Below are 13,990 nucleotides of genomic sequence, written 5' to 3'. Positions count from 1 at the left end.
CCCTGGATTTCGCTACGCTACATCCAGGCTACAACACCCTCAAAGTAGCCTGGATGTAGCGTAGCGAAATCCAGGGAAATTCAAGCCTCAAATGTTTGTCAAGGGGGTTTTTGATGCGGTTGCCATGACACTGATGAATGGGATAAATCCATTTAATATTAATTTAATAAACCTATTCTATAATATGTTTAATTAATATATTAATTTAGCGACGAGAGAAGTCTATGTTTACCAATGAAAACGAACTTGAAAATAACGAGCCAACAGATAAACTGGCCACTTTACCCAAAGAGATCCTCGAAAGGGTAATCTTTTCAACAAAGACCAAAGACTTAGGGCAACTCGCGCAAGTTTGCCGATACCTGCGGGAAGGAGTAGTTAGCTTTCAATCGAAAAAATCTAAGGAAGTGATATCTCATTTTTTACCTGAAGATGTAACTAGACTATCTTTACATAATAATGACATACAAACCGCTGACGCGTTGACCTCTACAGCAGTGAGAGAATTAACTAAGGAGGAAAAAGATTTCCATCGCGCTATTCGTAGCAATGATCGCGGAGAAATACTCCGCTTATTCCCACTAGATCGTCCAACGCAAAAACCATTATTCAAAAAAGAAGATGGTTTAGGGCGGCTGCCACTTGAATATGCCGTTCATAATGGCAACACTGATCTAGTTAGGAAATTTATCAATGCAGATCATAATGAGATAAAAGATTTAGATAATGCCTTAATGATAGCGGCAAATAATGAATCACTTGAAATCCTCAGACTACTTTTACCCGAATGCCATGACAGTTTAAAAAATTGTATTTTTTTGTCGGCTGTAAGCAATGGCCGCTATAAAATAGCACAAGTTTATCTCGACCATGCTAAAGTGGGGAGTGAGTATAGCTCTCAGCTGCTAAGTATAATCAAAAACAACCATTTGCTATCACACGTAATACGAGCAGGCGATTATGACGCCTTCATGTATTTTAAAGAAAAATTGGCCTCCCCCTCAGCCAATGATGGACACACTTTGCTAGATGTTGCTCGCCTCTCAGATGAGGGTGAGGACGAGAATGGCTTCACTCTGCTTGATATCGCTTTGCAAACCAACAATCATGCTATTGCAAAAGTTCTTCTTACAGAAAGTACATTGGCCACCTCTATTAAAAACCCCCTCCTAGCCATCTTGGACTATTGCGAAAACACAAACATTTCTTTCTCAGAGATACACACCGGGATGAATATAACTTTCGGAGCCCAGCACCTGAATGTGTTTGTGCATTTAGAAGGGTACTTTAAGAATAATCCTGTGGAACTTAGCCATGTAAGCTTATTGCAACTCTATACAAAAATTCCGCCAATCCCTTTCTCGCGAGTAGTAGACTCCAATAATCTTCAAATATTAAAATTTTGGTTAGAAAAAAATCCGGATACTCCTCTTGATGCTTCACTGATTACAAAGTTAAGTGAAACTGCCGCAAAAGCTGGCAAATACAACATTATTTCTTATCTTATTTCTTATTGCCGTGAGAAGGACATTGAATTCAAATATAAAGAGTTAATAGATAGCCATAAGCTTTTATTCAAAGCGGTAGTAGCCAGAGATCAAAACGCGGTACAGAATTTTCTTGAGCAAGGAGCAGATCCAAATTCCTATATGACATCAGCAACCTATACGAATACTTTTGAGGAAACAATCCACCGAATTTTTACCCCCTTAACTATGGCGTTAATGCTCAAGCCCATTTCTCATGACATTGTCAAATTATTAACGGAGAAAGGAGCATGGACTAGCCCTCAACCTCTCAAAAACTTAGTCTTTCCTAGTGCAGCTGCCCACGATCTGGAAGCAAGAGATCAGATACTCTTACCTCACCTTCTAAACAAGCACGAGAAAATAGAATTTTTGCTTATCAGTATATTGGACAACGATTTCAGAAAGGACATGGATGTGAAGGGCATGAACAAAATTACCGCCATATTGAGAAGTAGTAACTGTGGTAAACTTTCTATGTTTGCTTTCAAGAGTAATTATTATGTGATGGTACACAAGTCCTTAGACGAAAGCGTGGAATACATAGAAAAATATCACAATCTCGTGCAACAATTGCATACCTTACAGCAACCAGCTGTGAATCTAGCAACGTGTCTACGCAAACTATTTAAGGCATACAGCCGCCCCGTAACCTACTTTTTTCGCCACCATCATGACGTAATGGACAAGGTCTTTGATGGTATTAATTTGAATACCGGGACCAACGATGAATTGAGGAAACTCTTAAGTAATCTAGAAAATTGTCGGAATAATTTCAAAGGTAACCAATTGGGTGAAATGCGCTGCTTATTAGACTTTGCAATTGATGTAGTCACTGATAGCTTACCGAAAGCTAAGGTAGCCAATGCTCAGTTGATTAACGCTGAAGCTGATATCAACAACAATAACCAACAGCCTGCGGACGATAACTTCAATCAAAACAATATTTTAAAGATTGGTAGCTAAATAGTATCTACTCGCACCCAAAGTGATTCGTTGGCTAGGACGTCCACTTCTAGGGGCGAGTAGTTACGCTAAATAACTACCGCGTTTTTTCAATCGCAACTTGCCACTTAGCGTAAAGTTCTAGTGCCTGATTAAGAACCATGGTTGGGGTAAACATTTTTCCGGGCTGAGAAAAAGCAGTGATCTCTTCTAAAGATTTAATCTGACCGATACTTAGCGAAGCGAGATAAGCGACTCCGAGGGCCGTGGCTTCTTGAAGCGGACTCACCACGATAGGTATTTGTAAGATGTCGGCTAAAAATTGCATCAACCATTTATTGCCGGTCACCCCACCATCTACTTTTAGCTGTTTTAAGACAATAGCTTCATTTGCTAACAAGTCCTTAGTCTGATAAGCGATCGCTTCTAAGCCTGCCCTTACAATATGAGCGCGTTGGGTGTCTCGGGTTAACCCGTAAAGCGCACCTCTGACATTCGCGTCCCAATAAGGGGCACCCAGCCCTGTGAAGGCAGGCACTAAATAAACACCCTCATTACTGGAGAGACTGTTTGCGAGAATTTCAGTTTCAGCGGCTGTTTGAATTATTTTAAGACCATCGCGAAACCATTTGATAATGCTACCTGCCGCAAAAATGCTACCCTCATTGGCATAATTAACAATATCGTTTAAGGAAAAAGCGATCGTGTTGAGTAATCTATTCGTTGAAACCACCCTCTTTTCACCGGTGTTGATCATTAAAAAACAGCCGGTACCATAGGTACATTTTGCATCACCCTCATTGAGACAACCTTGCCCAATCATGGCTGCTTGTTGATCCCCCATCATGGCGACAATAGGAATAGCGTAGCCAAACATCTTCTCAGCGGTTGTTCCGAAATCATCAATATTATTTTTAACCATCGGCAATATTTGCCGCGGTATGGCAAAAATTTCAAGTAAGTCATCATCCCATTGTCTTGTCTGGATGTTCAATAAAGCGGTTCTTGACGCATTGGTAACATCCGTGGCGTGTACCTTACCGCCTGTCAGCCGCCAAAGTAAAAAACTATCAATAGTACCGAAAAGAAGTTTACCTTTCTTTGCTCGTTCAAATGCGTGAGGGATGTTATTTAATAGCCATTTAATTTTCGAGGCGGAAAAATAAGGGTCGAGCAATAGGCCTGTTTTTTGATAGATAATAGGCTCTAATTGCTCGCCCTTAAGCTGATTGCAGTAATCGGCAGTCCGACGATCTTGCCAAACAATCGCGCGGCTGATGGGTTCCCCAGAGTCTTTGTCCCACAAAATGGTGGTTTCACGTTGATTGGTAATGCCTAACACAACCTTATTTCTGGGCATGGTTGCTAAAAGAGTTGCACAGCATGTCTTGACTGCTGACCAAATTTCCTCGGGGTCATGCTCCACCCATCCAGATTGGGGAAAGTATTGTTTAAGTTCGATTTGATGAGAGGAGATCGGCTCTCCGTGAGGGGTAAAAAGCATGGCGCGCGTACTTGTCGTCCCTTGATCAATGATTAATGTCTTCAGCATATCCCTTCCTGAATGTGACTGTTAGCCTCTCGATGCGAACATCCATATTTGGCTGAATGTTGTTGCCAAATTCTCATTAGTAGTGATTTTAAATCAGTTACTAGGCCTTTGATTTAAACAAAACAAGGGGCTCAACGACATAAGTTATAAGAGGGTAACGATTTATTTATACACAGTGTTAACTAAAAAGTTAATAAAACTTAGCAAGGATCCTTCTCTTTAACTTTAGCAGCCCTTTAAATATTAACTCGTTGATTAATATATACTTTATTTACATGCTTAAAAACTAGTCAATTTAAATAGATCAAATTAGAACAAGGGTTTAGGAGAGTTATTGATATTTTCTCCACAAAGTTATCCACAGACTTTGTTAATAACTTTGAGCACCAACCAGCAACCATTACAATTCAATGACATACAACTCATATGAGAAGTACTTCCTCTCATTAGCCAATGAGAACGGAAATAATCCAGGCTAAAATTTGTAATAAAATAAAGGAAAATATGCCTGCCACAAAGTCATCAATCATGACTCCCCAACCACCGGAAGCATGTCTATTTAACCACCCAATCGGCCAAGGTTTAAAAATGTCAAAAAAGCGAAATAACAAAAATCCGATGATGACCCAGAATAACCCCGCGGGGGCAAGAAACATTGTCGTCCAATATCCGACAAGCTCATCCCATACAATGCCAGGATCATCATGCACACCGCATTTCTTTTCTGTTTGCTCACACATCCAAATACCAACAACAAAGGTAACCAAAACCAGTGCCAAATAGAGTTGCCAGGGAAATGAGCGAAACAACAAATAAAAGGGAATGGCAATTAAGGTACCCCAAGTACCCGGCATAGAGGGTAAGAGCCCGGTGCCAAAGCCAAAAGACAGGAAGGTAATGGGATCGGTGAATACTTCTCGCGAGATTTGTTTAGTCATATCACCTCAAAAATGTTGATAACCCATCTTTTCAACATCCAGATTATGACCCCGCTTATCCTTTACTCTTAAGCCCAAACGGTTATTTATCTGTCCTATACAAGTAAATTTGAAATGATGACGTTCAGATAATTCATCTAATAAGGCCACGTTATCCGGCGAAATGGTAAAGCAGAGTTCATAATCATCCCCTTCACTTAACAATAGGTTACTTCTTAGTAAGGGATCGACTTTTCCCAAACTGGCCGAAAAGGGAATTTTGTCAGCATATACCGTGGCTCCCACGTTACTTTGAGTTAAGAGATGACCTAGGTCGGCAAGTAATCCATCGGAAATATCAATCGCAGCGTTAGCTATAGGCTTAATCGATTGTCCTTCTTGAATCCGAGAGGGGGGACGCCAAAGACGATTCATTAAGAATTCGGTTTCTTCTGCGGTGAATAAAGCCTCTTTAATTTGATTATTGTGCAGGGCTAATGCTAAGGCAGCATCGCCTATTACACCTGTTACGTAAATAAGATCATCCGTTTTTGCCCCAGAGCGGGTAAGATGCTTTTCTTTGTCCGTGAAACCAATAAGCTGGGTCGTAATTGAAAGCGGGCCTCTAGCGATATTCCCGCCCACCAGATCCATATTAAAAGGATCCATCGCAGCAAAAAATCCGCTGGAAAACTTTTCCAGCCAGTGTTCATCCGCTTCGGGTAAGCTAAGGGCAAGTAAAGTCCATGCCGGCTCTCCTCCCATGGCGGCTAAATCGCTTAAGCTAACGGCAAGAGATTTATACCCTATATCTGCCGGATCGGTATCCGGGAAAAAATGCGTATTCAGATTTAGTGTGTCGATAGTGACGAGAATATTTTTATCTGAAGGAGGAGTTAGGATGGCACAATCATCTCCAATACCAACTAAAACGTCTCTACGGTGCCTCTTTTTATTAAAATAGTTGTCTATAATGTCAAACTCGCCTAATGGCATTATTCAGCCTTCTTTTTAGGTGCAGCCGGACCTTTAGAACGATGTAATGTTACTTCCAAAGGCCGTAGTTCAGCAGCGAGCGTGTCTAGGACACCATTGACGTATTTAAAGGCCTCTGTAGCGCCAAATGTTTTAGTGACTTGCAGCGCTTCATTAATAACTACTTTATAAGGGACATCATGGCGATAAATAAACTCATAAATAGCAATACGTAAAATAGCTAACTCAACAGGGTTGAGTTCATGAAAAGGTCGATCAATCACTTTTTCGATATATTCATCTATCTGGATAAGATGCTTAGGTATTTTATGTAACAGCTCACTAAAGTAGTCTGTATCTGCGGTAGTCATGTCATTGTCGGCACGAAACTGCAGCTCAATTTCTGTTGGCGAGTCTTGGGTATACTGCCATTGATAGATCGCCTGCATAGCAAATTCACGCGCCTTATGGCGTTCTATAGATTTATGTTTGCTCATCAATTTCTTCTTGGTTAATTTCTAGTCGATTGATTTCTTCTTTAAAAGCATTTACATCTTGAAAACTGCGGTATACAGAGGCAAAACGCACATAAGCCACTTGATCCATTCCGCGCAGCTCGCGCATGACCAACTCACCGATAAACTTCGAGGTGATTTCTTTTTCGCCAGAAGAGCGTAATTTATGCAGGATACGATTAATCGCACCTTCTATAACCTCAACACTCACAGGCCTTTTCTCTAGTGCTCGTAGCATTCCCGCTCGCAATTTATATTCATCAAAGGGGCTTCTTTTGCCATCATTTTTTATAATTCTCGGTAATATAAGTTCAGCTGTCTCATAAGTAGTAAAACGTTCCTTGCAACGTGTACATTCACGCCGACGACGGATTTGATTGTTTTCACTCACTAATCTGGAGTCAATAACTTTGGAATCTTCGGCAGCACAAAAAGGGCAATGCATTTATCACCATATGTAAGATTTATTAATAGGGGATCATAACGTAATACGCGGGAATATTAAACATACACAGGAAAGCGTTCACAAATTTCAGAAACCTGCTGCCTAACATCGGCGATGGTTTGTTCATTCTGTATGTCATCTAAAATATCGCAGATCCATTGAGATAAAATAGTGCATTCCAACTCTGTGAAGCCTCGCGTGGTAACCGCAGGGGTTCCGATACGCAGCCCACTCGTGATGAAGGGAGAACGTGTGTCATTAGGAATTGAATTTTTATTAACCGTGATATGCGCCAGCCCTAATGCGGTTTCCGCCTCTTTTCCCGTAATATTCTTCTCGGTTAAATCAACCAGAAATAAATGATTATCTGTGCCACCGGACACAATCGTATAGCCTCTTTCGCAAAAGGTTTGGGCCATCATTTTTGCGTTTTTAAGAACTTGTTGCTGATAGGCTTTGAACTCAGGGTATAAAGCTTCTTTGAAAGCGACGGCCTTCGCTGCAATAACATGCATCAGCGGACCGCCTTGCAAACCAGGAAATACGGCAGAGTTTAGCTTTTTTTCAATATCGGGGTTCGCTTTAGCAAGGATCAAACCACCCCGAGGACCGCGCAACGTTTTGTGGGTAGTAGACGTAGTGACATCAGCGATTTGCACCGGAGATGGATACAAACCTACAGCCACTAATCCTGCAACATGGGCCATGTCTACCACGAAATAGGCATTCACCGCATCGGCAATTTCTCGAAAACGTTGCCAATCAACAATGCGAGAATAGGCCGAAAAACCCGCCATTATTAATTTTGGCTGATGTTCATGAGCTAATCTTTCTACCTCGTCGTAATTGATTTCGCCTGTTTCTGGATCAAGTCCATAGAGGACAGGATTATAAATTTTTCCTGAAAAATTTACTTTTGACCCGTGGGTTAAATGTCCCCCATGCGCCAAACTCATCCCGAGAAAGGTATCGCCGGGATTTAACAATGCCATATAGACAGCTGCATTGGCTTGAGACCCAGAATGCGGTTGAACGTTAGCGTAATCCGCACCGAATAATTCTTTAGCGCGATTGATAGCAAGTTGTTCTGCTACATCGACATATTCGCAGCCCCCATAATAGCGCTTGCCGGGATAACCTTCTGCATATTTGTTGGTCAATACAGAGCCTTGGGCATCTAAAACGCGCAAACTAGCATAATTTTCAGAGGCAATCAGTTCGATGTGCTGCTCCTGGCGATGCGCCTCCGACTCAATAGCATTCCACAATTCAGGATCATATTCTGAAATTGAGAGATCATTTTGCAACATTGATTCACTCCTCGAGGGATCGGCTGGGTAGAGACGCAAATTATAGGCTATAGGTTAAAATGGTGCTAGTAACAATCCAAATAAACCTTCTCTTATTATTAGACCTGCTCGAGCGCTTCTCGAAGATGGCTCACTGCAATGACCTTCAAATGAGGGATGGGCCGCTTGGGGGCATTTGCAGTGGGGACAATCGCCGTCTTAAAGCCATGCTTGGAGGCTTCACGCAGGCGCTCTTGTCCACTTTGCACCGGGCGTATTTCGCCTGCCAAACCGACTTCTCCAAATACAATTAACTCAGAAGTAAGAGGACGGTTCTTCAAACTTGATAGCACCGCTAGCAAAAGCGCTAAATCTATACCCGTTTCGGTAACCTTAACGCCCCCAACGACATTGACGAAAACATCTTGTTGATAGGTGGCGATACCCCCATGACGATGCAACACGGCCAGTAGCATAGCTAATCGATTATGCTCAAAACCAACAGTAACTCTCCTGGGATTAGCGAGATGACTGTCGTCCACTAATGCTTGTATTTCAACCAATAAAGGACGGCTGCCCTCCCAGGTCACCATGACACTACTGCCAGGAACTGAATGTTGATAGTGAGATAAAAAGATGGCTGAAGGATTGTTCACTTGACGCAATCCTTTATCGGTCATTGCAAAAACACCCAGTTCATTTACGGCACCAAAACGATTTTTGACTGCACGAATAATACGATAACGATTGTCACTTTCACCCTCAAAATAAAGGACAGTGTCTACCATGTGTTCTAACACCCGGGGCCCAGCGAGGGTACCTTCCTTAGTGACATGTCCCACCAAAAACATCACACATCCGGATTGCTTTGCATAACGCACTAGTTGAGCGGCGCTTTCCCTTACTTGCGAAACCCCTCCCGGCGCTGATTGTATACTTTCGGTGAAAATAGTTTGTATCGAATCAATTACCATTATTTTAGGTTTTTCACGCATCGCAATTTGGATAATTTTTTCGACATGTGTTTCAGCTAATAAATGAAGTTTAGTTTCTGGAAGTTGCAATCTTTTTGCACGCAAAGTTACTTGTTGCAGTGACTCTTCACCCGTGACATACAAACAAGGGAGATTTTCACTTAAATGACACAGCGTTTGTAATAAGAGTGTCGATTTACCTATTCCAGGGTCACCACCGATTAATATAACGGATCCCGACACTAACCCTCCTCCTAATACCAAATCCAACTCCTCAAGACCCGACCCAATTCTGCTTAATTCATTTAATTTAACCTCCGATAGCAAGGTGGGCACGCTGGTTACTTCATTGGCGTAGCCTTGAAAGCGAGGATTATGGGAAGTGGAGGTAAGAATATCTTCAATCAAGGTATTCCATTTGCCGCAATCACTGCATTGACCTGCCCATTTTGGGGCTTGCGCACCGCAATGTTGACAGGCATAAATCGTTTTTGTTTTACTCATTTTTTTAACCAATAAGCCATTTCTTTGGCAAAGTAGGTGATTATAAAATCTGCGCCTGCACGTTTAATACCTGTTAAAATTTCCAGTGCTACTTTTTTTTCATCTAACCACTTATTTTGTGCGGCAGCCTTGATCATCGCATATTCACCACTCACATGATAAGCCCCCAAAGGAACCTCTGGGAATTTTTGCTTAACTTGCCAGATAACATCTAAGTAAGCATGCGCGGGTTTAACCATTAGCATATCGGCGCCTTCGTGTAAGTCGAGCGAAGCTTCTCTTAGCGCTTCCCTGCCATTGGCGGGATCCATCTGATAAGTTCTTCGATTGCCAAACTGAGGAGCTCCTTGTGCAGCTTCTCTGAAAGGACCGTATAGGGAAGAGCAATATTTAATTGCATAACTTAAAATGGGTAGATATTCATACCCAGCTTGATCTAAAGCTTTTCGAATAGCCTGCACCATTCCATCGATCATACCGCTGGGCGCAATAATATCTGCTCCTGCTTCAGCGTGACTGATTGCTTGCTTAACTAAAATGTCCAAGGTCAAATCATTATCCACATCGAGTGGTCCTGTCCGATCACTCACCACGCCACAATGTCCATGGTCAGTGTATTCGCATAAACAAAGATCTGAAATCACTAGTAACTGGGGGGCGACATTTTTTATGGTTCTAATCGCAGTTTGGATAAGACCTTGAGAATCAAGTGAACAAAGCCCTTCGGGATCTTTCTCTTCTGGAATGCCAAATAATATAACGCCAGGAATACCGAGAGATTCTATCTCTGCTATCTCCGCTGCGAGATAATCATTACTAATTTGAAAAATCCCCGGCATTGAACTTATCGGATTTTTGATACCTTCACCATGGTGAATAAATAGCGGAAAAATTAAATCATTCACCTGTAATTCTGTTTCTCGAATTAAATCTTGAATCCGCGGATGCGATCTTAAGCGACGCATTCTTGACTGCGGAAAATTTGCACTCATTACTGACATTAAAATACCTCTCTTCCTACCACTCACAAGCCATCAAATAGATAAGCAATTCTATACCATTTACCCTGCTAGCAGGCACTATTTCTGGCCAGAAGCGGGTTCAAAATACTTGCCTGCCTCTAGAATATATACTACTATTTGGGTGATTCATTGCTTATTGCTCTTTTAATCAGTTTGTTAGCTGCTTTTAGATTAACTGCCATGAAAGTTTTTTTTATTATGTATCAGGAGCCCTTATGTCTCAAACAACTATCTTTGTAAGCAATCTTGCTTACGGACTCGACACCAAAGACCTTATCACTGCATTTTCTGCCTACGGTGAAATTACAGAAGCAAAAATCATTAAAGATCGCGAATCTGGACGTTCTAAAGGGTTTGGCTTTGTAACCTTTATTGACCCAGAACAAGCAAAAGAAGCCCTCAATATGAATGGAAAAGAATTACACGGACGAACCATCCGCGTTAACTTTGCCAGAAAACAGACTCAGCGAGAAGAAGGTTAATAATTCTTAAACCTCCCCTCGCGGGGAGGTTCTCGTATTTCTCTCTGCACACGATAAATCCAATTCAAAAACTCTCTATTCCATTTTACTATACATCGTTAAATATTTTTAAGGCGTTTTAAATAGCGCTTGTGTATTTCGTCGCCCTGATGAAAGATTATAAAATTAATGACACCCCAAAAAATTCAAATGAGTAATAATATTTTTTGTGCATATTCATGAAAAATAAACACACCCATGACAGTATTTTTAAAATTTATATGATTAAATGGCAAACCATTTTATATAATATTTAGAGGTAGTAAGTGGCACAAAACAACCCTGAACTCAACCACCCGAAAGACACGTTTAACTGGTGCGGCCTGCCCCCAGAACTGATGTTATCAATAGCGTTCTTCACAACTTATTATGATTACTTAAGTTTGAGCATAACATGCAAAAAAATGGCCATATTAACTGGCACGGTAGATCTTCATACTGCCTCTTTCTGGCAACAGCAAAGACGAAAAAATTTTTACTTTGTTAAACGTAATGGGGAAAATTTTATCAACAGTAACATCTCTATCGATCGAGAGCGGTTTATAGCCGTTTACAAAAGTGAATATAAAGATTTTAGCCCTCAGGTAAAAAGAATAATAAGGCTTATTCATGATCGAGACCTAAATGCCCTACAAATGGAAGAAATAACATTTAGTCTTTTGGAAAACACACATATAGGGACGATTAATCTAATTGGATTAATAGCAGAGAAAAAAGACGACACAATGTGGCGGCACTTTTACAAAGTTTTAAAAAATGAAAATAAGGAAAATAAAAAAAATCTCGAGGAAATAGAATTTGCTATTGATTCATGTGACTTACCGCTAGCAGTATCTTTTAATCAAATTGAAGCTGTAAAAAAAATATTAGAGATAAGCACTCAGAATTTAAACTGTCACTCAGAAAATGGCTATATGCCACTTCATTTAGCAGTGAAATATGGCCTTGAGGAAATGGCACGTTTATTAATTGAAAAAGGAGCGAATGTGAATGTTGCACCTGGCACGTTATCCCCTATTCACGTCGCTTGCAGACACGGGCATCTTGATATTCTAAAAATGTTAGTTAATGAATTTAACGCTGATATTCATGCCTCACATTATATAAACGGAAAACGCGAGCTTCCTTTGAATTACGGCTTAGTATGTGGCCATTTATCAATCATAGATTTTTTATTCTCCCAATATAGCTTTGATCGTTCTGCACATTACGTTAAAAGACAATCTAATACTGCAGGGGAATCCATACTCAGATTTGCTGCGAGTAGAGGCTATTTTCATATAGTTCAATCTGTACTTAATCATGCTAATTTTACAGATGATCAGTTTGAAAATGCAATTTCAGCATCAATCAAACCTTTGATTACTTATGTGCTATTAAAAGCTCAACTAGCTAGTATGATTTGCCAAACAGAATCAATACCTCCTCATATCGTAATTCCTGCTCATAGAACAAATTCAACTTTTTTTAAAGAAAATTCTGAGCTTGTAAGCGCTAGAACTTTACTTCAGCAATTGGAATCACGCGCTCACATTACCCAACCACTCGTTTATGAAAATACCGATGCAGGAGAAAAAATCAAAAAGATTTATACGGAATTGGTGAAGCTGGACCTAAAAAGTATATGGGCTAGGTTGCATGTCGATAATAATAACCCTGAGAAAAATAATAATAACAACTCCGTAGGCAGAGGATAAATTGCACATAATCAAAGAAGTGTATTAGAAGCCACTTCTTGTTGCGTGTATAGGTATTATATTTTACTCCACCCTATTAGATTGCGAAAATAAGCTGGTGGCTTTTAGAAAGGTAAGAGAACGCAGCCAGGTTTTGGCTGCGTATCAAGCTATATTATGATTAACGGGTTGGTGAAAGTGGTAAAGCAAATTGAGGAGGAGTTTGAAGGTCCATTGGATACACTACAGTATTTGCTGCTGATGCGATTTCTTTCTGAGCTCCGAAAAACATCATTTGTTTTGCAAATGGGGCTTCATTAATAATCTTTCCGGCATCAACAAAACCTTGCGCACGTACCCTGGCAGCGTCCGCTTCCGCCTGAGCCTTTAATACAACTGATTGTGCAGCACCTTCAGCAGTAGTGATAGTGATTTTTTTATTATTTTCGGCCATTTGGAATGCAGCAGCCGTTGTAGCCCATGTTACAGCCTGTTGTCCCATTTCCTTTTGCAGCGCTTTATCTGTAATGGTTAATGAATTAATCCCGACATTAAGTAATTTGATCCCTACTTTACTTAAATTGGTTGATAATGCTGCTACAAATTCACGCACTATATTATTAATGCCAACAGGTGCATGTTTGCTTCTTTTACCAGAATCTTCATCTATGTTCAAAATCTGCTGAGAATCAATTTTTGCATCAATGTTTAATGAGATAGGAGAAATTTCCTTTAAGGAATGATGCATAAATACCGAAGCAAGTGCATTTTCGGCTCTTTCCACAACAGCTGTATTAATATCTTCAAGTGATCGAAGAGCGAGATCAGGATCTGTAATTTCATAAAAAACATCTGCCTTAACATCCACAGGCACATTATCGGCAGTATTAACTTGTATGTTATGAAGGTTCTTCACCTGCTGTCTAACACTAAGATGTTTTTTAAAGATATGTGTAGCAGAATCTAAAAAGTGACGACCTTCTCCTAGAACTACTTGAACTCTTAAGTGACCCCCATGTCTAGACCAGCAACCAATTAAATTTTAGGAGATATCACCCTCTTAAAATTAATAAAATATTTGTTGAGCCTGTGGGTATGTGGGTAACTCGAGCTTGCGAGAGTTATCCAC

General features: G+C 40.6%; 12 protein-coding genes. 3 read left to right on the top strand and 9 right to left on the bottom strand.

The features are described 5' to 3' along the window. Positions 1 to 224 precede the first annotated feature (224 nt). A complete protein-coding gene (locus H0U71_04705; GenBank protein MBA2654354.1) occupies positions 225 to 2,492 on the top strand; it encodes an ankyrin repeat domain-containing protein in 2,268 nt (755 codons plus the stop codon). A 76-nt stretch (positions 2,493 to 2,568) separates the two neighbouring features. Here H0U71_04705 and glpK read toward each other — a convergent pair whose 3' ends face one another. The 8 genes from glpK to hemB form a co-directional block, all read right to left on the bottom strand. Then, a complete protein-coding gene (gene glpK / locus H0U71_04700) occupies positions 2,569 to 4,023 on the bottom strand; it encodes a glycerol kinase GlpK (GenBank protein ID MBA2654353.1) in 1,455 nt (484 codons plus the stop codon). Positions 4,024 to 4,469: 446 nt separating this feature from the next. After that, positions 4,470 to 4,961: a phosphatidylglycerophosphatase A gene (locus H0U71_04695; GenBank protein ID MBA2654352.1), complete on the bottom strand. Its 492-nt coding sequence runs from the start codon at positions 4,959 to 4,961 to the stop codon at positions 4,470 to 4,472. Between the two features lie 6 nt (positions 4,962 to 4,967). Then, positions 4,968 to 5,936 carry a thiamine-phosphate kinase gene (gene thiL / locus H0U71_04690; GenBank protein MBA2654351.1) on the bottom strand — a complete coding sequence of 323 codons (969 nt, stop codon included), beginning with the start codon at positions 5,934 to 5,936 and terminating at the stop codon, positions 4,968 to 4,970. Then, on the bottom strand, positions 5,936 to 6,412 hold the full coding sequence (gene nusB / locus H0U71_04685; GenBank protein MBA2654350.1) for a transcription antitermination factor NusB: 477 nt from the start codon (positions 6,410 to 6,412) through the stop codon (positions 5,936 to 5,938). The genes thiL and nusB overlap by 1 nt, the downstream gene beginning before the upstream one ends. Then, entirely contained in the window at positions 6,399 to 6,875 is a 477-nt protein-coding gene (gene nrdR / locus H0U71_04680) for a transcriptional regulator NrdR (protein ID MBA2654349.1), read from the bottom strand. Before nrdR ends, nusB begins: the two co-directional genes overlap by 14 nt. A gap of 56 nt (positions 6,876 to 6,931) precedes the next feature. Next, complete coding sequence (locus H0U71_04675) at positions 6,932 to 8,185, bottom strand: serine hydroxymethyltransferase (GenBank protein ID MBA2654348.1); 1,254 nt, start codon at positions 8,183 to 8,185, stop codon at positions 6,932 to 6,934. A 98-nt stretch (positions 8,186 to 8,283) separates the two neighbouring features. Continuing rightward, complete coding sequence (gene radA, locus H0U71_04670) at positions 8,284 to 9,642, bottom strand: DNA repair protein RadA (GenBank protein ID MBA2654347.1); 1,359 nt, start codon at positions 9,640 to 9,642, stop codon at positions 8,284 to 8,286. Next, complete coding sequence (gene hemB, locus H0U71_04665; protein MBA2654346.1) at positions 9,639 to 10,634, bottom strand: porphobilinogen synthase; 996 nt, start codon at positions 10,632 to 10,634, stop codon at positions 9,639 to 9,641. The genes radA and hemB overlap by 4 nt, the downstream gene beginning before the upstream one ends. A 245-nt stretch (positions 10,635 to 10,879) precedes the next feature. On the opposite strand from hemB, the gene H0U71_04660 reads away from it, so the two are divergent. Both H0U71_04660 and H0U71_04655 read left to right on the top strand, forming a co-directional pair. Then, on the top strand, positions 10,880 to 11,146 hold the full coding sequence (locus tag H0U71_04660) for an RNA-binding protein (GenBank protein MBA2654345.1): 267 nt from the start codon (positions 10,880 to 10,882) through the stop codon (positions 11,144 to 11,146). A 305-nt stretch (positions 11,147 to 11,451) separates the two neighbouring features. Then, the gene (locus tag H0U71_04655; GenBank protein MBA2654344.1) at positions 11,452 to 12,882 is read left to right on the top strand and encodes an ankyrin repeat domain-containing protein; all 1,431 of its coding nucleotides are present in this window, start codon (positions 11,452 to 11,454) and stop codon (positions 12,880 to 12,882) included. A gap of 160 nt (positions 12,883 to 13,042) precedes the next feature. On the opposite strand, the gene H0U71_04650 is transcribed toward H0U71_04655, so the two are convergent. Then, positions 13,043 to 13,897 carry an SPFH/Band 7/PHB domain protein gene (locus H0U71_04650; GenBank protein ID MBA2654343.1) on the bottom strand — a complete coding sequence of 285 codons (855 nt, stop codon included), beginning with the start codon at positions 13,895 to 13,897 and terminating at the stop codon, positions 13,043 to 13,045. Positions 13,898 to 13,990 lie beyond the last annotated feature (93 nt).

It is taken from the genome of Gammaproteobacteria bacterium, from assembly GCA_013697705.1.
Lineage (GTDB): Bacteria > Pseudomonadota > Gammaproteobacteria > UBA6002 > UBA6002 > UBA6002.
Note: the sequence above shows the minus strand (reverse complement) of the source record. Positions and strands in the feature narration are given on the sequence as shown.